Genomic DNA, 19,966 nt, shown 5'->3' with positions numbered 1-19,966 from the left:
TTCAAGCCTCTCTGTCATTGATCAAGTCTTGCACGCTGAAGAAATAGACAGGCCACGCCAAAAATCACACCAGCGCAACCAAAACTTGCCCAAGTAACATTGAAGCCAAGGCCATCCAGCATCGGCACAGCTAGGGTCACGCATAGCACTCGTGCAGCAGCTTGAATCACAGGTATCAATGAAAACAAAAAACCTTGTTGCAACCGCGGCGCTCGCTGGGCAATCAAGGTCGCCATGTACGTGATGCCGATGATTTCGCCCAGGGTCCAGACCACCACCATCAGCAATATTGCTGGCCAAGTCTCGAGCAAAGCATAGGCGCCGAAACCAATGCCGTAGCAGATCGCAGCTAGCGCCATGTTGGCCATGGCAGAGCAACGGCGACTCAAGGCGATCAACGGTCGAGTTAGTACGATGACTAGTAACCCATTGACAATACCTGCTACTCCAAACAAATGAGCCGCATCACCTACCCCCAATGCTCCTAACCAGAGCGGAAACTGGTATTCGCGCTGGCCATCGAGCAAGGACAATACGAAGAACATCACACCCGCCAAGATCACCACCGCAGGTATGGGCACACTCTTTGACTCAAACTGCGCATCCTTATGAGTATCGAGATGACTCTCAACCATCGGCAGGGTCAAGACAGCGCTCGTCACCAGGCAAACCAGGCTAATCACTGCGGTAAACCACAAGAGATACTGGCTCTGCAAACTAAGCAGGACGCCTCCTACGACAAACAGTAAGACACCACCCGCATTACTGGCGAGATGGAGATATGCAAAGGCCCCCACCTGATCGCCGGACGGTGCCGCCTGGGCCGTCATCACACTGAAAAGCGGTGTGATAGCACCCGCATTGAACATAAAAAGCAAAATCATCCCCATAGCGATGGGTAAAATCGGCAGTAAGCTACCCAACAGCGCGAGTAGCGCCGTTGACGAGCAGCCCAACAAAAGAATTCGGCTACCCATACGCCCCGGCAGTTGGCCACCAAGCAGGTTTCCGGCCAGATAGCTGATGATCATCAGCGACACCATTGTCGCCAATTCAGCATCTGCCAAAGCGAAGTGCCGACTCATGAATAACGCCGCAAACGAACCGACTCCGTTGGTCAGGACAAATAGCGACTTTAGCAGTGCCACCTTATGCATCATCGGAGTCATTCGCTTAATGCTATGGCCTACGACACTATCCATGAGGGCCGAGGCACAATGTCGTGCCATCCTTCAGCCTTGAAATCCAGCGACGCTCACTTCCAACTCGAATGTTCCAGAGCCCCAGTAACTTATCGACATCCAGTAATTGCGCCTGACGAGCCAAGCGCAGGTATAAGCGCACAGCCTTCACGCTGGTGCAACACTGGAGTAGTTGGCCAGTGGCCAAAGGACAGACCTCGCCAACGACATAGAAATACTCCCTAGCCTTCAATAAATCACGATTGCTACCGACTTCATATAGCATCTCCAGCAACGCACGCTCAGGCATTGACCTGAGCACACCGTCCCGCCGTTCAAGTGTCGTAGTGCGCAGTTTTATATCGCCGCGCCAATCAAATAATCCCGCATATACATAACGCACCGAATAACGCTCGACAAACCAACGAGGCAATGAGGCCCGGTCATCGCCCCACAATACTAGTGAAGTATCACTCCCATATACTTCGCGAAGCGCACTGCCACCGCCTAAATGTAGGCAGGTTATCTGACGCTCCAGATAGCAGCAGCCCACCGCAAGGCTCAGCTCATTATCTGGAAAGGCATAAATACCTCGAGCCACACGATTCAGCCAACCATTCCTGGCATAGCTGGCGGCCCTCTGGCTCGATATCCCAATGCGTTGCAACGTACTTAGGTCGAGCAACATCTCGCGCGGTTGGGAGGTATAGAGTTTTCTGATCAAAGAATATTGTTGTTGTATGGGCATATCTGCATCCTGCGACTTCTAGGCTAACGCCGGTGACTGTTGGTGCAGGGCATCCCTGCCCCTAACGCTAGTTTCATGCTTCTTTCAAAGCCTGGATGAACGATTGCAGATCGTCTCCCTTTGGAATTGCCACTCGCAGCACATTGGTCAGCAATGAACCAGCATGGGGATATTGTGAGCAATCGCTGAAACGTATCCCCGCCTTGTGCAATGCTTTGGCCAAACGCTGATCGGGGCCGTCATCGAGCAGCAAGAAGTTGGCAAGGGTATCGATAACGCCGATTCCAAAGCCTTGGCAGCACTCAACAATCCGCGTACGCACTATATCTTGGCGATCATGCGCCGCTGCGAGTTCTGGCTGATTGGCTAGACAATGCTGAGCTGCCTTGACTGCCGCGTGGTTGATATCCCAAGGGCCACGCAATTTGAGCAACTGACTGACAGCATGCGTGCTGGCCACCACATAGCCGACACGCAGACCTGCCAATCCGAAATATTTGGAAAACGAGCGGATAACGAACAACTGCTCAAGGCCGCTGAAGATACCAAGGCAAGAATGGCGGAGGTACTCATAATAGCACTCATCAACAATCACTGGTTTATTCAGTTCAACGCAGCGAGCTATCAAGCGCTGTAGATCATCAGGGTCAATCTGCACACCCAACGGATTATTCGGATTACACAAAATCAACCCATCTCGACCTGACAAAGCTTCGAGCACTACATCGCAAGGAAGATGAAATAATTTCCCGCGCCGCTCGTATGGCACAATGACCGCCTCCACGCCATTGACGTCTAACATCTGGTAATAGAACGAAAAAACGGGGGATGGAACAACCACCTGCGCGCCTGGCTCGAACACCAGACGGACCACCAGATCGATAGCCTGATCGGCCCCATTGGTCAACAGAAGGTTCTGGCGAGGGACCTGACAGTAGTCACTGAGCGCGTCGAGCAGTTGTCGGTAGTTAGGGTAGGTATATAGATCCCTAGGAGCCAAAGCTTCGGATAGAAACTTCTCAAGGAAGGACTCGAGAAACTGATTCTCGTTGAGATCGAGCAAAATAGAAGAGAAGTCCCGCTCCGGTGCTTTCCAGTGCCCTGCAGCCAGGGTGTGCGAATGCAGCTTCACAAGTTACCTCCTCCATAAATAATTTCCTCTCCCTTTCGATACATGAGCCGAACCTCCTCCTCACTTGCAAAGACCACGGAGCAACCACTCGCGACAGCCAACTGCTGGCTAACAATTAGACGCCCGACCTCCGCCGTGAAGGCTAAGGCGCGATGAAACGCTTCAGAGAGATTACGCCCAAAGGTGGTGATGCCATGGCCTGGCATGACGATGCAGTTAGTCTCAGTCACGCATTGAGAAATGGCATGTATGTCCAGTTCGATATTCACACCCTCGTCAAGTATGCGAGGGGGTTTGCCCAGCACCAGGGCCGTGTCATTGGAGACATACTTCATTGCCCGCCATCGCATGACCGAGAAGAACGCCAGAACTTCATTTGGGTGTAGGTGCACGGTAGCATTTATGTCTGGGCGACAACTGAAAATCTCTCGGTGCATCCGGTGTCCCACGCTTGGCCTTGTCACACCGTGTATCAACTCATCTGTAAGCAAGTCGAGCACCACAATATGCTCCAACCCACACTCCTCCAGTGACAGACCAAGGTGCTTGGTGTAAATGACATCGCGCCGACGATGCGGGCATGGGCGCCGCACCGCGATATTTCCAAGGGTATTCATAAGCAGTTGCCGAGCAGCCAACCGTTGCCCGTACAGCAGTATGTCTTGAGCGATTTTCCGTTCGAACCAGACGGGTAACTCGCTATTCCCCTCAGGATTACGCTCGTTGATCGGTTCAGACATGTGCTTCGCCCTCCTGATTTTGGGGCCACCACTCTTGGTCGGTCACTGACGGTGCTTTCTCGAGCATCGTCAGCAGAGTTTTGAGTGCCCTTGCCTTTAGGGTCGACAATGACCGCTGGCTGCAAAACGCCGCATGAGGCGTCAGCGCCACGCGCGCATGTGCACGCAGCGCTGACGGGATCGCCGGCTCGTGCTCGACGACATCAAGCAGGGCCTGCCTCAATTGCCCACTATCCAGTGCTGACAACAAACTATCGGTGTCAATCAGCCCACCTCGGGATGTGTTAACCAGTACCGCGCCAGGTTTGAGCCTGGCCAGATTGCACTCATTGAACAGATGGTAAGTCGTCGGCGTCAGCGGTAGGTGCAACGTCAGAATGTCGGCTTGCGCCAGCACGGCCTCAAACGAACAAGCCTGCGCCACCCCATTAGGACAGTTCGCAAACGCTGGATCATGGAATTTCACTTGGTAGCCAAACACAGCAGCACGCCGGGCCACTGCCTGGCCGATGGCGCCATAACCCAACACGCCGAGCACAGTCTCATGGCATGACTTGAGCAACTCACCTGGCGCCTGTGTATTGCACTCACGCCAGCACCACCCCCCCATCTGGGTATGTCGAAAGTATTCAAGCAGCCTGCGCTGAGCTAGCAGCACAAGCGCCAAGCTGTGTTCGGCCACCTCCTCAACCCCCACCTGGCCGACGTTGGCAAAGCGGATCCCCTTAGCCCTTAAGGCAGCCATATCCACATCATCCACCCCCGTGGTTGCCTTCACCAGCGCCCGACATCGCGACGCCTGAGCCAACAGCGCGTTATCAACCCTTACGGAATGGAATGCAACGATGCCATCTGCCCATGCCAGTTGCCCGGGCGTTGGGGTACAGGTCACCTTGATCTCGCAGCCATCATCGTGCAGACCATCGAACTCGTTGTGCTCGAGGTAGTTCACCTGTAATGAATCGATCATTAGAATTCTCACGTGCCTATCCTTTTCCATTGGAATCATATTTGCCGTGCGCTTAGGTAAGGTTCTTCATGGAACTGAGGAAGTAGTCGCAGCGCTGCCCCAACTGCCGCTCCAACGCAGTGGTGTACAGGTGCATAGCAACAATCATGTCCTGACTGGCATGACCCACACATCGGAAGTAGCTGGTTGCCGCCTGCCATGGGAGTGCAGGCTCTCGCAGCGCCACCTCCAGCCCTACGACCTGCTCAGAAGTGATGAGCGAACGCGCCAGAGCCTGACTGATTTCCCCTGACTCATGCATTGCCGCCTGCGGGTCGTCAACATGGATAAGCGCCTGACTGAGCAAACAAGGATCAACTTCACAGGCTTGCAGCGTGCTGCCCCCGATAGCGTTGATGTGCACCCCACGCTTAAGTTGATGAGGGTGGACCAGGGGGGATGGCTTATCGTGGGAAGTGGTGGTGCAGACGATATCCGCATCAAGCAGTGCCTGCTTGACTGACTTGACAGCCTCTACCGGCACGCCAATCTGTTCGCTCATGGAGACAGCGAAGGCATGGCAGCGATCCAGGTCTCTGGCCACTACCTTGACCCTACGCAATGTTCGGATCGCAGCCATAGCCTCTATATGGGCCTTGGCCTGCACCCCTGCCCCGATTATCGCCAGTGTTGGTTGCGCGATTGGGCAGAGACGGTCGGTGGCCAGCGCACTCATGGCAGCAGTGCGGAGTGCCGTAAGCGCACAGCTATCGAGCATAGCTTGCAACTGCCCGGTACAGGAATCGAGTAGCAAAACCGCGCCGTTTATAGCCGGCAGCCCTCGATTGACATTGCCTGGGAAGAAAGACGACACCTTGACCCCCATCACCTTTCTATCAGTGAGAACAGCAGGCATGAACAAGGAGAAAGCCTTGTGCGCAGGATGCTCAATAACATGCCGCGGAGGCACCTTATCCGGCGTGCGCGCGCTTGCTCGGTAATCCCTTGCCAGCACAGCCAAGAGCTCCTTGATATCAGTGCAGTCGCGAATATCTTGCGCATTAAGTAGAAGCATGCCCGAATCCTCGACCATTATGACTCAACCAATCTGGCAACTCTGCGAACTTGCTTCGCACGGCACCAGGAAAGTTCGCCTGTAGGTAATAACTGACAAGCCATCTTGGTTGCGACCGGTCACCCGCACCGTAACGATGCCTTGTCCTGGCCGCGAGACCGAAAGTCGCTTTGTCAGCACTTCGCTCTCGGCATAGAGAGTGTCACCTGCAAACACCGGGTTCGGCAGGCGAATTTCGTCCCAACCCAAGTTAGCGATCGCACGCGCACTTAAAGTCGAGACAGTCATCCCACTGATGATGGCCAAAGTCACCGAACTGTTGACCAGTAGACGACCGAACTCGGTATGCTGTGCATAGTGAGCATCGACATGGGAGGGGTGGTTGTTCATGTTGATCAGGGACTGCCAAATATTGTCTAACTCCGTGACGGTCCGACCTGGCCGATGCTCAAACAGGTCGCCGACAACGAACGCCTCGTAGTACAAACCTAGGGCTTCCCGATAGCGGTTTGCTGCAATTCGCTGATACCCGGTGATCATCGGTTCCATTACCAAACTCCAAAGAGCCCCAGTTCTTGGGCTCGCTGCATGACCTTGGTGGATTGTTTGACGAACGGAGGCCCGATCATCCGCGCATTCAACCGAGTAATCTTGTCGCCATTGCTGCGGGAAGCCTCGATAATTTCGCGGGCTCTTTGGATTTCCTCTGGCGAAGGACTGAAGACCTGGTTGATGGTAGCCACCTGACGCGGATGGATCGCGGTCTTGCCGCTAAAGCCCAACCCCCGGACAGCCGAGCTTTCCCACAACAGCCCAGGCTCGTCATCCAGATGAAAGTAAGCAGTATCGAATGCAGGAATGCTGGCTGCTGCCGCTGCGGCGACAATGCAAGAACGTGCATGCAGCATGTTCTCCCAACCACCAATATCCACACCCATACTAGCCGCGTAATCTGCGGAACCGAAGATCAAACCATCGGCACGATGGGCCACCGCGTGGATGTCACGTATGCATAAAGGGGTCTCCACTGTGACCAACACCAAGGGAGATATACCTTCCTCGCGGGCTACGTTGGCGCGCACGACATCAATTTCGCTTGCACACTCAAGCATGGTCATAACTACTTGTTGTGGCTGGTGCTCCAACCGCTTAAGCAAGAGCAGGTCCCGCAACCCCTCGTTGTTGCGCAGGGAGTTGATGCGCACCGCCGTGCTGACCGATGGCTGCTCGGCAAAAAATCGCTCAAGGTTTTCCCGTGCTTCAGCCTTCCGCCCAAGGGGCACACCATCCTCCATATCCAAGACCATGACGTCGCTCAACCCACGTTTGCAGTATTGGCCTGGGTAGAGGGCAGAGCAGTAGAGCAGGCTCCGGGGGGTGGATGAACTCATGGATGCACCTCCATCTGTTCTTCCTGCGCCTCGCCCCACTGCTGAACCTGCTGCGCAACGATCGAACAGAAACTGTGGATGTCTAGCTCGGTCATGTCTGCACGCAGCATGACCCGCAGGCCGGATTTATTCCTTGCGACGATCGGAAAAAAGACCGCGGAGGTGTAATAGCCTTTCTGGAACACAGCCTCGGATACCTTGACAGCCATGCCAGGACTCGCCATCGGGATTACACGAATGGGCGATGGTGTGCCGGTATACTCGGTTGGCACTAGCTGGTCGAACAACGTGATATTGTCGGCCAGCCTGCACTGCAAGATTGCTAGTTCGGTACTATGGTGAATTTCCAGCGAGGCCATCGCTGCACCGATCGCAGCTGGATTTAGATACTGCGAATAGGACATCGGCCCGCCAAACCGACGAAACTCCTTTAGATACGGTGCCTGCTTAGACATAAAGATGCCACCGCCATTGGCAGCAAATGCCTTAGCCAACGAATAAACCAGAATAGTCCTGCTGTTTATTTCTGGCATTAGCGCGCGGACAATACCTTCGCCCTGTTCTCCATAAGCGCTCAATGAATGAGAGTCATCAAAATAAAGAAACAGCCCGTACTTATCTTGCAAGCCAAGCAACTGCTCAATGGGCGCAGCACCACCCATACTATAAGCTCCATCGGCAACATAAGCCACCTGACGATGACGCCGGCACATATCTTCCAAAAACTGCACATCATTATGTTCGCATGTAGCGACCTGTGTTTCATCACCGCACACAGCCTTCATCTGATTCAATGCAAAATGCGCATTCTTGTCAAAAACCAGATAGGGCCGTACTCCATTGGTGAATATGCCGGCAGCGAGTAACGGTAATGAAGCTACAATTCCGGCACTACAGGATGTAGCTGTAAATGCTTGACAACTGAAATGCGATGACAATGCCTCTTCCAGTTCATCCAATTCACGAAGACGGATACGAATGCGCGAGGTCGGCAGGTTGACAGTACCACTCTCCAATACATAGCGAGCCGCCCGCTGGACCAGTCGCTTATCAGTCTCCAGCCCCAGATAGGAGCATGAGCACATATTCATGAAGACATGCCCGTCCTGGTCACGCAGGCGACCGGATGGATAGTGGGCCACACTGCGATCTGTCAGGCCAGAATCTTGAGCGAGCTCCCAAGCCGCGCTCCCCAACTCAACAGTGCGGGCGGTATTGATGAAAAAATTCCTTTGCTCGGACATAGCACTCCCTTAAGCATGCACGCACACTTTACTTACAAAGAAAAAGGAAACTTCCTACAGCAGCCAATACAAATTATTACTTGCTGCCTTTCAACAATCCAAAGGTCGGATGCAATACCAACACCCTACAACCAGGAAGGTCAACCCCAAGAGAAAAGCAGAGCATCCAGACACGCGAAAACTCATGCCTCAGGTGATATCCAGTGAAAAGATCAAACAACCAACCCACACCCAAAAGCGCCTAAACAATCTAAGCCAGAACGGTACCCGCTCAGAAACTGTTTGTTGCACTTCACCTTGGCCCCATCTAAAGCCTCTCCCCCGCATCTGAAATTGGCCAGATATATTCACGCCATTTTTTAGCACATCTTCCCACCAGCCACCCCACAGCTCTGGCCGGGCCACTACCCGTGACCTCTGGTACGCCGACATGATCTGGTGCGAAACTGCCAGGCCCGACCTGGACGAAGCACGCCACTTCGCCGAGGCGATCTAGAAGAAATACCCGGACCAACTGCTGTCGCAGAACTGCTCGCCGCCCCTCAACTGAAAGAAGAACCTGGACGACGCCACCATTTCCAAATTCCAGCGCGAGCCGCGGGCGCCGGGCCACAAGCACCAGTTCATCACCATGGCCGGCATCCACACATGTGACACGGCATGTTCAACCTGGCGCACGACTACGCCCGCAACGACATGACCGCCTACGTGAAGCTGCAGGAGCAGGCGTTCGCCGACGAGACGCGAGCAAGGGTTACACCTTGGTGGCGCACCAGCAGGAAGTGGGCACGGGCTACGTCGATCACATGACCATCGTGATTTAAGGTGGCGCATCGTCGGTGACCGCACTGACTGGTTCGACAGAGGACGAGCAGTTCCACTGTCAGAGCTTTGTTTTGCCTGTAAGGCCTCATCGGCGGCACAGGCAACATTGCGGATTAGGTCTATCCTTGAGGCAGCATCGCCAGCAAGGACCGCCCATGCCATGTCCAAGCCACTCAATGATTCTCGTCCTGGCCACCACTGCTCTTTATATGCACTGGCCATCGCCGCCCCTGCTGGCCAGGCCGAAGGATCTGTTCCTATGCGGCCTGGCTGCTTTCCTGTGCGCACGCCCGGCCTACCTGCGCGGCTACTGCAATCTCAACCCGAGCCCCGCGGTGTCGGCGCTGGCGTTCGCCGTGCTGGTCGGCGGCGGCGTACTCTGCTTGATTGCCAGCAAAGGGCTCGACCCGCGGTTTATACCGGTGGAGCTGTACGCCCTTGCCATCGGCGCCATGCTCTGCCGCACCTCGGCCTGCCGCGGCAGCGGCAAAACCGACAAAGCGTTGACTCAGAGCAGTGCAGGCATTCTAAGAAGCTGCTAGAACGAGGGGTTTTCCCATTTGCAATTGGTGTCGCTCGCCAGACGAACTTTACAAGGCGTAGAAGGGGCAAATGAATACGGCGCAGTTCAAATGATATTAATTATCATTCCGCAACTAAGCCGCCATTACGCCAGGTAAGAAACATAATTAACAAAACCGCACGCAATGCCCGAACTACAAGGCTTTCAGCCAGTTACAAAGGTTTTTTGTTCTTAAATCTACGAATAAATTTGCTTCGGAAATTTTACTTGCTGAGGGTTTACCCATAAAATCAGCGCGATTGATTCAGCTGCGACATTTGGTCACTGCTTCTGCGACACCGCGTCGCCGCTCTACTTATTTCAGACTGCAGAGCTGGGTCTCTGTATAAGGATTTCAGCATGTCCGATTCAGCAGGACTCATGGCCCACAACTGGGGCTTTGCCATCTTCCTCCTGGGTGTCGTCGGCCTGTGTGCCTTCATGCTCGGCCTGTCCAGCCTGCTCGGTAGCAAAGCCTGGGGCCGCGCCAAGAACGAACCCTTCGAATCCGGCATGCTGCCTACTGGCAGCGCCCGCCTGCGCCTGTCCGCAAAATTCTATCTGGTCGCGATGCTGTTCGTGATCTTCGATATCGAAGCCCTCTTCCTGTATGCATGGTCTGTGTCCGTCCGCGAAAGCGGCTGGACCGGATTCGTCGAAGCACTCGTTTTCATAGCAATTCTGTTGGCAGGTCTTGTCTACCTTTGGCGCGTCGGGGCGCTCGATTGGGCTCCCGAAGGTCGTCGCAAGCGGCAAGCGAAGCTGAAACAATGAGGCTTTGGCATGCAATACAATCTCACCAGAATCGATCCGGATGCACCCAACGAGCAGTACCCGGTCGGTGAACGGGAAACCGTCACCGATCAACTGCTAGAGGACCAGGTCCACAAGAACATCTACATGGGGAAACTCGAAGATGTTCTGCGTGGGGCAGTCAACTGGGGTCGCAAGAACTCCCTCTGGCCGTACAACTTCGGCCTGTCCTGCTGTTACGTGGAAATGACCACGGCCTTCACGGCGCCCCACGACATCGCCCGCTTCGGCGCCGAAGTCATCCGGGCATCGCCGCGTCAGGCCGACTTCATGGTCATCGCCGGTACCTGCTTCATCAAGATGGCGCCGATCATCCAGCGCCTCTATGAGCAGATGCTCGAGCCCAAATGGGTCATCTCCATGGGTTCGTGCGCCAACTCCGGCGGCATGTACGACATCTACTCGGTCGTTCAGGGGGTCGACAAGTTCCTCCCCGTGGACGTGTACGTGCCTGGCTGCCCGCCACGCCCCGAAGCATTCCTGCAAGGCTTGATGCTGCTGCAGGAATCCATCGGCCAGGAGCGACGCCCGCTTTCCTGGGTTGTCGGTGATCAAGGCATTTACCGTGCCGAGATGCCCGCCCAGAAAGACCTGCGTCGCGAACAGCGTATCGCGGTAACCAACCTGCGCAGCCCCGACGAAGTCTGATCCAGCGACCTGCCGCCCGCTCCCATGGAGCCGGCGGCCTGGCTTCATTCTTAACGTTGACCCAAAGCGACCGAGACCATGACAGCGGACAACGCTATTTTCATTCCGCCTTACAAGGCTGACGACCAAGATGTGGTCGTCGAACTGAACAACCGCTTTGGCGCCGAAGCATTCGTCGCCCAGGAAACCCGCACCGGCATGCCGGTACTGTGGGTCAAGCGCGCACAACTCAAGGAAGTGCTGAGCTTCCTGCGTGGCGTCGCCAAGCCCTACAGCATGCTGTACGACCTGCACGGCGTCGACGAGCGCCTGCGCACCCAGCGCCGTGGCCTGCCCGCCGCCGACTTCAGCGTGTTCTACCACCTGCTGTCGATCGAACGTAACAGCGACGTGATGATCAAGGTGTCGCTCAGCGAAGGCGACCTCAACCTGCCGACCGTGACCAGCATCTGGCCGAACGCCAACTGGTACGAGCGTGAAGTGTGGGACATGTTCGGCATCGATTTTGCCGGCCACCCGCACCTGAGCCGCATCATGATGCCGCCCACCTGGGAAGGTCACCCGCTGCGCAAGGACTACCCTGCCCGCGCCACCGAGTTCGACCCGTTCAGCCTGACCCTTGCCAAGCAGCAGCTCGAAGAAGAGTCGGCGCGCTTCAACCCCGAAGCCTGGGGCATGAAACGCCAGGGCGCCAACGAGGACTACATGTTCCTCAACCTTGGCCCCAACCACCCTTCGGCCCACGGTGCGTTCCGTATCGTGCTGCAATTGGACGGCGAAGAAATCGTCGACTGCGTCCCGGACATCGGCTACCACCACCGTGGAGCCGAAAAAATGGCCGAGCGCCAGTCGTGGCACAGCTTCATCCCCTACACCGACCGTATCGACTACCTCGGCGGGGTGATGAATAACCTGCCGTACGTGTTGGCCGTCGAGAAGCTGGCGGGCATCAAGGTGCCGCAGAAAGTCGACGTTATCCGCGTCATGCTTGCAGAATTCTTCCGCATCACCAGCCACCTGCTGTTCCTGGGTACCTATATCCAGGACGTGGGCGCCATGACCCCGGTGTTCTTCACCTTCACCGACCGCCAGCGCGCCTACACCGTGATCGAAGCGATCACCGGTTTCCGCCTGCACCCGGCCTGGTACCGCATCGGTGGCGTCGCCCACGACCTGCCACGCGGTTGGGAAAAACTGGTCAAGGACTTCGTCGATTGGCTGCCAAAGCGCCTGGACGAATACACCAAGGCTGCGCTGCAGAACAGCATCCTCAAGGGCCGTACCATCGGCGTTGCCGCGTACAACACCAAAGAGGCCCTGGAATGGGGCACCACCGGTGCCGGCCTGCGCTCCACCGGTTGCGACTTCGACCTGCGTAAAGCGCGCCCCTACTCCGGCTACGAGAACTTCGAGTTCGAAGTACCGCTGGCCCACAACGGCGATGCCTACGATCGCTGCATGGTCCGGGTCGAGGAGATGCGCCAGAGTATCCGCATCATCGACCAGTGCCTGCGCAACATGCCGGAAGGCCCGTACAAGGCGGATCACCCGCTGACCACGCCGCCGCCCAAAGAGCGCACCCTGCAGCACATCGAGACCTTGATCACTCACTTCCTGCAAGTCTCGTGGGGCCCGGTCATGCCGGCCAACGAGTCGTTCCAGATGATCGAGGCGACCAAGGGCATCAACAGTTACTACCTGACGAGCGACGGCGGCACCATGAGCTACCGCACCCGGATCCGCACCCCGAGCTACCCGCACCTGCAGCAGATCCCTTCGGTGATCAAAGGCAGCATGGTCGCGGACCTCATTGCGTACCTGGGCAGTATCGACTTCGTTATGGCTGACGTGGACCGCTAAGCATGAACAACACGCTTATCCAAACCGACCGTTTCGCCCTGAGCGAAACCGAGCGCTCGGCCATCGAGCACGAGATGCATCACTACGAGGACCCGCGCGCGGCGTCCATCGAAGCCCTCAAGATCGTGCAAAAGTCGCGCGGCTGGGTGCCGGACGGCGCGATTTATGCCATCGGCGAAGTGCTGGGCATCCCTGCCAGCGATGTCGAAGGTGTGGCCACCTTCTACAGCCAGATTTTCCGCCAGCCAGTTGGCCGCCACATCATCCGTGTGTGCGACAGCATGGTCTGCTACATCGGCGGCCACGAATCGGTGGTCAGCCAGATCCAGAGCGAGCTGGGCATCGGCCTGGGCCAGACCACCACTGACGGGCGCTTCACCCTGCTGCCAGTGTGCTGCCTGGGCAACTGCGACAAGGCCCCGGCGCTGATGATCGACGACGACACCTTTGGCGACGTGCAGCCTGCTGGCGTTTCCAAGCTGCTGGAGGGTTACGTATGACCATTACTTCCTTCGGCCCGGCCAACCGCATTGCGCGCTCGGCCGAAACCCACCCGCTGACCTGGCGCCTGCGTGACGACGGCGAGCCGGTCTGGTTGGCCGAGTACCAAACCAAGAACGGCTACGCGGCGGCGCGCAAAGCCCTGGCCGAGATGTCGCAGGACGACATCGTGCAGAGCGTCAAGGACTCGGGCCTGAAGGGCCGTGGCGGCGCAGGCTTCCCCACCGGCGTGAAGTGGGGGCTGATGCCCAAAGACGAATCCATGAACATCCGCTACCTGCTGTGCAACGCGGATGAAATGGAGCCGAACACCTGGAAAGACCGCATGCTGATGGAGCAACAGCCCCATCTGCTGATCGAAGGCATGCTGATCAGCGCCCGCGCGCTGAAGGCCTACCGCGGCTACATCTTCCTGCGTGGCGAATACACCACTGCAGCCAAGAACCTCAACCGTGCCATCGATGAAGCCAAGGCCGCTGGCCTGTTGGGCAAGAACATCCTGGGTTCGGGCTTTGACTTCGAGCTGTTCGTGCACACCGGCGCCGGGCGTTACATCTGCGGTGAAGAAACCGCACTGATCAACTCCCTCGAAGGCCGCCGCGCCAACCCGCGCTCCAAGCCGCCCTTCCCTGCCGCCGTTGGTGTGTGGGGCAAACCGACGTGTGTGAACAACGTCGAAACCCTGTGCAACGTGCCGGCCATCGTCGCCAACGGCAACGACTGGTACAAGTCGCTGGCCCGTGAAGGCAGTGAAGACCACGGCACCAAGCTGATGGGCTTCTCTGGCAAGGTAAAAAACCCCGGCCTGTGGGAGCTGCCATTCGGCGTGACCGCACGCGAGCTGTTCGAAGACTACGCCGGCGGCATGCGCGACGGCTTCAAGCTCAAGTGCTGGCAGCCAGGCGGCGCCGGTACTGGCTTCCTGCTGCCTGAGCACCTGGACGCACAAATGTACGCAGGCGGCATCGCCAAGGTCGGCACCCGTATGGGTACGGGCCTGGCCATGGCCGTGGACGACAGCGTCAACATGGTCTCGCTGCTGCGCAACATGGAAGAGTTCTTCGCCCGTGAGTCGTGCGGCTGGTGCACCCCGTGCCGTGACGGTCTGCCATGGAGCGTGAAGATGCTGCGCTCGCTGGAAGCCGGCCAAGGCCGAGCCGAAGACATCGAGACCCTGCTGGGGCTGGTCAACTTCCTCGGCCCAGGCCGTACCTTCTGTGCTCACGCACCAGGTGCCGTCGAGCCGCTGGGCAGTGCCATCAAGTACTTCCGCTCCGAATTCGAGGCCGGTGTCGCGCCAGCAAGCGCTGCCGACACCCTGCGCCCGAACCTGGCCAAGCCGATCGCGTCCGGGCCGGTTGTGGTCGGCGCATAACAAGATAGACAGCGGGTGGTCCGTGCCACTCGCCAGCCTGCAGGCCAGCCCGAACGATTCGAGGCCGGCCGCGGGCTCACCGATTTCCATTAGCCACGCCCGCTCACGCGGGCCAACGAAGAACTTTGAACCATGGCCACTATCCACGTAGACGGCAAAGCGCTCGAAGTCAACGGTGCAGACAACCTGTTACAGGCCTGTCTGTCGCTCGGCCTCGACATCCCTTATTTCTGCTGGCACCCGGCGCTCGGAAGCGTCGGTGCCTGCCGGCAGTGCGCGGTCAAGCAGTACACCGACGAGAACGACACCCGTGGTCGCATCGTCATGTCCTGCATGACCCCTGCCTCCGACGGCACCTGGATCTCCATCGAAGACGAAGAGTCCAAGGCGTTTCGCGCCAGCGTCGTCGAATGGCTGATGACCAACCACCCACACGATTGCCCCGTGTGTGAGGAAGGCGGCCACTGCCACCTGCAAGACATGACGGTAATGACCGGCCACAACGAGCGCCGTTACCGCTTCACCAAGCGTACCCACCAGAACCAGGACCTCGGCCCGTTCATTTCCCACGAAATGAACCGCTGCATCGCCTGCTACCGCTGCGTGCGCTACTACAAGGACTACGCCGGCGGCACCGACCTGGGTGTGTACGGCGCCCACGACAACGTGTACTTCGGTCGCGTTGAAGACGGCGTGCTGGAAAGCGAGTTCTCCGGCAACCTCACCGAGGTCTGCCCGACCGGTGTGTTCACCGACAAGACCCACTCCGAGCGCTACAACCGCAAGTGGGACATGCAGTTTGCCCCCAGCATCTGCCATGGCTGCTCCAGCGGCTGCAACATCAGCCCCGGCGAGCGTTACGGTGAACTGCGCCGCATCGAGAACCGTTTCAACGGCTCGGTGAACCAGTACTTCCTGTGCGACCGTGGCCGCTTCGGCTATGGCTACGTCAACCGCAGCGACCGCCCACGCCAGCCACTGCTGGCCGACGGCAGCAAGCTGTCGCTGGACGCCGCCCTGGACAAGGCTGCCGACCTGCTGCGCGGCCGCACCATCGTCGGTATCGGCTCGCCACGCGCCAGCCTCGAGAGCAACTACGGCCTGCGTGAGCTGGTCGGCACCGAGTACTTCTACTCGGGCATGGAAGCCGGGGAGCTGGCCCGCGTACGCCTGGTGCTCGATGTGCTGAACAACAGCCCGCTGCCCGTGCCTACCTTGCGCGACATCGAAGACCACGACGCTGTGTTCGTGCTCGGCGAAGACCTGACCCAGACCGCCGCCCGCGTAGCACTGGCCGTGCGCCAGGCGACCAAGGGCAAGGCCGAGGCAATGGCCGATGCCATGCGCGTGCAGCCATGGCTGGACGCCGCCGTGAAGAACATCGGCCAGCACGCGCTGTACCCGCTGTTCATCGCCTCGCTGGCTGAAACCAAGCTCGACGACGTCGCCGAGGAATGCGTCCACGCAGCCCCTGCGGACCTCGCCCGCATCGGTTTCGCCGTGGCCCACGCCATCGACCCGAGCGCCCCTGCCGTTGCCGGCCTGGACGACGAAGCCAAGGCCCTGGCCCAACGCATCGCCGATGCACTGGTTGCCGCCAACCGCCCATTGGTGGTTGCAGGCACCTCGCTGGCCGACCCCGCCCTGATCGAAGCCGCTGCCAACATCGCCAAGGCCCTCAAGCTGCGCGAGAAGAACGGTTCGCTGACCCTGGTCGTACCTGAGGCCAACAGCCTGGGCCTGGCCATGTTGGGTGGCGACTCCGCCGATGCCGCGCTGGATGCGGTCATCAGCGGCAAGGCCGATGCCATCGTGGTGTTGGAAAACGACCTGTACGCGCGCCTGCCGGCGGCCAAGGTCGACGCGGCCCTGGCGGCTGCCAAAGTGGTCATCGTTGCCGACCACACCAAGACTGCCACCCTGGACCGCGCCCACCTGGTGCTGCCAGCGGCGTCGTTCGCCGAAGGCGACGGCACCTTGGTCAGCCTCGAAGGCCGCGCCCAGCGTTTCTTCCAGGTGTTCGACCCGCAGTACCTGGACAGCAGCATCCAGATCCATGAAGGCTGGCGCTGGATGCACGCCCTGCGTGCCACCCTGCTCAACAAACCGGTGGACTGGACGCAGCTTGACCAGGTCACCAGCGCGTGCGCCGAAGCCGCCCCGCAACTGGCCGGCATCGTCAACGCAGCGCCAAGCGCGGCATTCCGCATCAAGGGCATGAAGCTTGCCCGTGAGCCGCTGCGTTACTCCGGCCGTACCGCCATGCGCGCCAATATCAGCGTGCACGAGCCACGTACCCCGCAAGACAAGGACACCGCGTTCGCCTTCTCCATGGAAGGCTATTCGGGTTCGGCCGAACCGCGCCAGCAGGTGCCGTTCGCCTGGTCGCCGGGCTGGAACTCGCCGCAGGCCTGGAACAAGTTCCAGGACGAGGTGGGTGGCCATCTGCGTGCAGGTGACCCGGGCGTGCGCCTGATCGAAAGCCAAGGCGACCGCCTGAGCTGGTTCAACGCCATTCCCGGTGCGTTCAACCCGGCCCGTGGCACCTGGACCGCCGTACCGTTCTTCCACCTGTTCGGCAGCGAAGAGAACTCCTCGCGCGCAGCCCCGGTGCAGGAGCGCATCCCTGCGCCATACGTGGCCCTGGCCAAGGCCGAAGCCGACCGCCTGGGTGTCAACGAAGGCGCGTTGCTGAGCCTGTCGGTGGCCGGCGTTTCGCTGCGCCTGCCGCTGCGTATCAATGAAGAGCTGGGCGCAGGCCTGGTTGCGTTGCCCAAAGGCCTGGCCGGCATCCCACCAGCCATCTTCGGTGCACCCGTCGAAGGCCTGCAGGAGGCAGCACAATGAGCTGGTTCACCCCCGAAGTGATCGACGTGATCCTCACCGTCGTGCGCGCCATCGTGGTGTTGCTGGCGGTGGTGGTGTGCGGCGCCTTGCTCAGCTTCGTCGAGCGCCGTCTGCTGGGCTGGTGGCAGGACCGTTACGGCCCGAACCGCGTAGGCCCGTTCGGCATGTTCCAGATCGCTGCCGACATGCTGAAGATGTTCTTCAAGGAAGACTGGAACCCACCTTTCGTCGACCGCATGATCTTCACCCTGGCACCGGTCGTGGCCATGAGCGCCCTGCTGATCGCCTTCTGCGTGATCCCGATCACCCCGCTGTGGGGCGTGGCAGACCTGAACATCGGCCTGCTGTTCTTCTTCGCCATGGCGGGCCTCTCGGTGTACGCGGTGCTGTTCGCCGGCTGGTCGTCGAACAACAAGTACGCCCTGCTGGGCAGCTTGCGGGCCTCGGCGCAGACCGTCTCCTACGAGGTGTTCCTGGGCCTGGCGCTGATGGGTGTGGTGGTCCAGGTGGGCTCGTTCAACATGCGCGACATCGTTGAATACCAGGCCCAGAACCTGTGGTTCATCATTCCGCAGTTCTTCGGCTTCTGCACCTTCTTCATCGCCGGCGTCGCCGTGACTCACCGTCACCCGTTCGACCAGCCCGAAGCGGAGCAGGAACTGGCCGACGGCTACCACATTGAATATGCCGGCATGAAATGGGGCATGTTCTTCGTGGGTGAGTACATCGGCATCATCCTCATCTCGGCGCTGCTGGTAACCCTGTTCTTCGGCGGCTGGCACGGCCCGTTCGGCATTTTGCCGCAACTGTCGTTCCTGTGGTTCGCACTGAAGACCGGCTTCTTCATCATGCTGTTCATCCTGCTGCGCGCCTCGATCCCGCGCCCACGCTATGACCAGGTGATGGACTTCAGCTGGAAGTTCTGCCTGCCGCTGACCTTGATCAATTTGCTGGTGACCGCTGCGATCGTGCTTTACAACACGCCAGCCGTCGCGGCCCAGTGAGGATTTGACCCATGTTCAAATATATCGGCGACATCGTTAAGGGCACCGGCACTCAGCTGCGCAGCCTGGCCATGGTGTTCTCCCACGGGTTCCGCAAGCGCGACACCCTGCAATACCCGGAAGAAGCGGTATACCTGCCGCCGCGCTATCGCGGCCGCATCGTGCTCACGCGCGACCCCGACGGTGAAGAGCGCTGCGTGGCGTGCAACCTCTGCGCGGTAGCCTGCCCGGTCGGCTGCATCTCGCTGCAGAAGGCCGAAACCGAGGACGGCCGTTGGTACCCCGAGTTCTTCCGCATCAACTTCTCGCGTTGCATCTTCTGCGGCCTGTGTGAAGAAGCGTGCCCGACCACCGCAATCCAGCTCACCCCGGATTTCGAAATGGCCGAGTTCAAGCGTCAGGACCTGGTGTACGAGAAAGAAGATCTGTTGATCTCCGGCCCCGGCAAGAACCCTGACTACAACTTCTACCGTGTTGCGGGCATGGCCATCGCTGGCAAGCCGAAAGGCGCTGCACAGAACGAAGCCGAGCCGATCAACGTGAAGAGCTTGCTCCCATAAGGACAGAAAGATGGAATTCGCTTTCTACTTTGCATCCGGGATCGCCGTGGTCTCCACCCTTCGGGTGGTTACCGGCACCAACCCCGTGCACGCCCTGCTCTACCTGATCATTTCGCTGATTTCCGTGGCAATGATCTTCTTCTCCCTCGGTGCACCGTTTGCTGGCGCCCTGGAAGTGATCGCCTACGCCGGCGCCATCATGGTGCTGTTCGTGTTCGTGGTGATGATGCTGAACCTTGGGCCGGCTTCGGTCGCCCAGGAACGTGGCTGGCTCAAGCCGGGCATCTGGGCGGGGCCAGTGCTGCTGGGCGCGCTGCTGCTGCTCGAACTGCTCTACGTGCTGTTCGCCAGCCCGAGCGGCGCTGCCATCAGCGGCACCACCGTGGACGCCAAGGCCGTGGGCATCAGCCTGTTCGGCCCTTATCTGCTGGTGGTCGAACTGGCCTCGATGCTGCTGCTCGCTGCAGCCGTCACCGCCTTCCACCTGGGCCGCAACGAGGCGAAGGAGTAA

General features: G+C 58.7%; 19 protein-coding genes and 1 pseudogene. 11 read left to right on the top strand and 9 right to left on the bottom strand.

From position 1 onward, the window contains the following. Window positions 1–14 precede the first annotated feature (14 nt). The 9 genes from HU719_RS05680 to HU719_RS05640 all read right to left on the bottom strand — a co-directional run bounded on the left by HU719_RS05680 (window position 15) and on the right by HU719_RS05640 (window position 8,460). Complete coding sequence (locus HU719_RS05680; protein WP_186519935.1) at window positions 15–1,169, bottom strand: MFS transporter; 1,155 nt, start codon at window positions 1,167–1,169, stop codon at window positions 15–17. A gap of 25 nt (window positions 1,170–1,194) precedes the next feature. Then, complete coding sequence (locus tag HU719_RS05675) at window positions 1,195–1,929, bottom strand: type IV toxin-antitoxin system AbiEi family antitoxin domain-containing protein (protein WP_186536051.1); 735 nt, start codon at window positions 1,927–1,929, stop codon at window positions 1,195–1,197. A 73-nt stretch (window positions 1,930–2,002) separates the two neighbouring features. Continuing rightward, window positions 2,003–3,061, bottom strand: coding sequence for a pyridoxal phosphate-dependent aminotransferase (locus HU719_RS05670; RefSeq protein ID WP_186536052.1), 1,059 nt, complete (start codon window positions 3,059–3,061; stop codon window positions 2,003–2,005). After that, complete coding sequence (locus HU719_RS05665; RefSeq protein ID WP_186519931.1) at window positions 3,058–3,801, bottom strand: class II aldolase/adducin family protein; 744 nt, start codon at window positions 3,799–3,801, stop codon at window positions 3,058–3,060. Before HU719_RS05665 ends, HU719_RS05670 begins: the two co-directional genes overlap by 4 nt. Beyond that, a complete protein-coding gene (locus tag HU719_RS05660; protein WP_186536053.1) occupies window positions 3,794–4,771 on the bottom strand; it encodes an NAD(P)-dependent oxidoreductase in 978 nt (325 codons plus the stop codon). Before HU719_RS05660 ends, HU719_RS05665 begins: the two co-directional genes overlap by 8 nt. 52 nt (window positions 4,772–4,823) lie before the next feature. Beyond that, window positions 4,824–5,825: an ornithine cyclodeaminase family protein gene (locus tag HU719_RS05655; protein ID WP_186519929.1), complete on the bottom strand. Its 1,002-nt coding sequence runs from the start codon at window positions 5,823–5,825 to the stop codon at window positions 4,824–4,826. Window positions 5,826–5,849: 24 nt separating this feature from the next. Beyond that, entirely contained in the window at window positions 5,850–6,374 is a 525-nt protein-coding gene (locus tag HU719_RS05650) for a MaoC family dehydratase (RefSeq protein WP_186536054.1), read from the bottom strand. Further along, a complete protein-coding gene (locus HU719_RS05645; protein WP_186519927.1) occupies window positions 6,374–7,216 on the bottom strand; it encodes an HpcH/HpaI aldolase/citrate lyase family protein in 843 nt (280 codons plus the stop codon). The genes HU719_RS05650 and HU719_RS05645 overlap by 1 nt, the downstream gene beginning before the upstream one ends. Then, window positions 7,213–8,460 carry an aminotransferase class I/II-fold pyridoxal phosphate-dependent enzyme gene (locus HU719_RS05640; RefSeq protein WP_186519926.1) on the bottom strand — a complete coding sequence of 416 codons (1,248 nt, stop codon included), beginning with the start codon at window positions 8,458–8,460 and terminating at the stop codon, window positions 7,213–7,215. The genes HU719_RS05645 and HU719_RS05640 overlap by 4 nt, the downstream gene beginning before the upstream one ends. Before the next feature lie 421 nt (window positions 8,461–8,881). On the opposite strand from HU719_RS05640, the pseudogene HU719_RS05635 reads away from it, so the two are divergent. From HU719_RS05635 to nuoJ, 11 genes and pseudogenes are all read left to right on the top strand, one after another. Further along, window positions 8,882–9,284, top strand: a pseudogene (locus tag HU719_RS05635) (isocitrate lyase); the annotation flags it as partial. Window positions 9,285–9,440: 156 nt separating this feature from the next. Next, complete coding sequence (locus HU719_RS05630) at window positions 9,441–9,827, top strand: lysoplasmalogenase family protein (protein WP_225917110.1); 387 nt, start codon at window positions 9,441–9,443, stop codon at window positions 9,825–9,827. 380 nt (window positions 9,828–10,207) lie between these two features. After that, a complete protein-coding gene (locus HU719_RS05625; protein WP_186519924.1) occupies window positions 10,208–10,621 on the top strand; it encodes an NADH-quinone oxidoreductase subunit A in 414 nt (137 codons plus the stop codon). A 9-nt stretch (window positions 10,622–10,630) separates the two neighbouring features. Further along, entirely contained in the window at window positions 10,631–11,308 is a 678-nt protein-coding gene (locus HU719_RS05620) for a NuoB/complex I 20 kDa subunit family protein (RefSeq protein WP_012313769.1), read from the top strand. Window positions 11,309–11,386: 78 nt separating this feature from the next. After that, complete coding sequence (nuoC, locus tag HU719_RS05615) at window positions 11,387–13,168, top strand: NADH-quinone oxidoreductase subunit C/D (protein WP_186536055.1); 1,782 nt, start codon at window positions 11,387–11,389, stop codon at window positions 13,166–13,168. 2 nt (window positions 13,169–13,170) lie between these two features. After that, entirely contained in the window at window positions 13,171–13,668 is a 498-nt protein-coding gene (nuoE, locus tag HU719_RS05610; RefSeq protein ID WP_186519922.1) for an NADH-quinone oxidoreductase subunit NuoE, read from the top strand. Then, window positions 13,665–15,044 carry an NADH-quinone oxidoreductase subunit NuoF gene (nuoF, locus tag HU719_RS05605; RefSeq protein WP_186519921.1) on the top strand — a complete coding sequence of 460 codons (1,380 nt, stop codon included), beginning with the start codon at window positions 13,665–13,667 and terminating at the stop codon, window positions 15,042–15,044. The genes nuoE and nuoF overlap by 4 nt, the downstream gene beginning before the upstream one ends. Window positions 15,045–15,176: 132 nt before the next feature. Continuing rightward, window positions 15,177–17,891, top strand: a complete 2,715-nt coding sequence (gene nuoG, locus HU719_RS05600; protein WP_186536056.1) for an NADH-quinone oxidoreductase subunit NuoG — start codon at window positions 15,177–15,179, stop codon at window positions 17,889–17,891. Further along, window positions 17,888–18,895, top strand: coding sequence for an NADH-quinone oxidoreductase subunit NuoH (gene nuoH, locus HU719_RS05595; protein ID WP_186519919.1), 1,008 nt, complete (start codon window positions 17,888–17,890; stop codon window positions 18,893–18,895). The genes nuoG and nuoH overlap by 4 nt, the downstream gene beginning before the upstream one ends. Window positions 18,896–18,906: 11 nt before the next feature. Further along, the gene (nuoI, locus tag HU719_RS05590) at window positions 18,907–19,455 is read left to right on the top strand and encodes an NADH-quinone oxidoreductase subunit NuoI (RefSeq protein WP_039602697.1); all 549 of its coding nucleotides are present in this window, start codon (window positions 18,907–18,909) and stop codon (window positions 19,453–19,455) included. Between the two features lie 10 nt (window positions 19,456–19,465). After that, entirely contained in the window at window positions 19,466–19,966 is a 501-nt protein-coding gene (gene nuoJ, locus HU719_RS05585) for an NADH-quinone oxidoreductase subunit J (protein WP_186519918.1), read from the top strand.

Source organism: Pseudomonas farsensis (genome assembly GCF_014268805.2).
Lineage (GTDB): Bacteria > Pseudomonadota > Gammaproteobacteria > Pseudomonadales > Pseudomonadaceae > Aquipseudomonas > Aquipseudomonas farsensis.
Note: the sequence above shows the minus strand (reverse complement) of the source record. Positions and strands in the feature narration are given on the sequence as shown.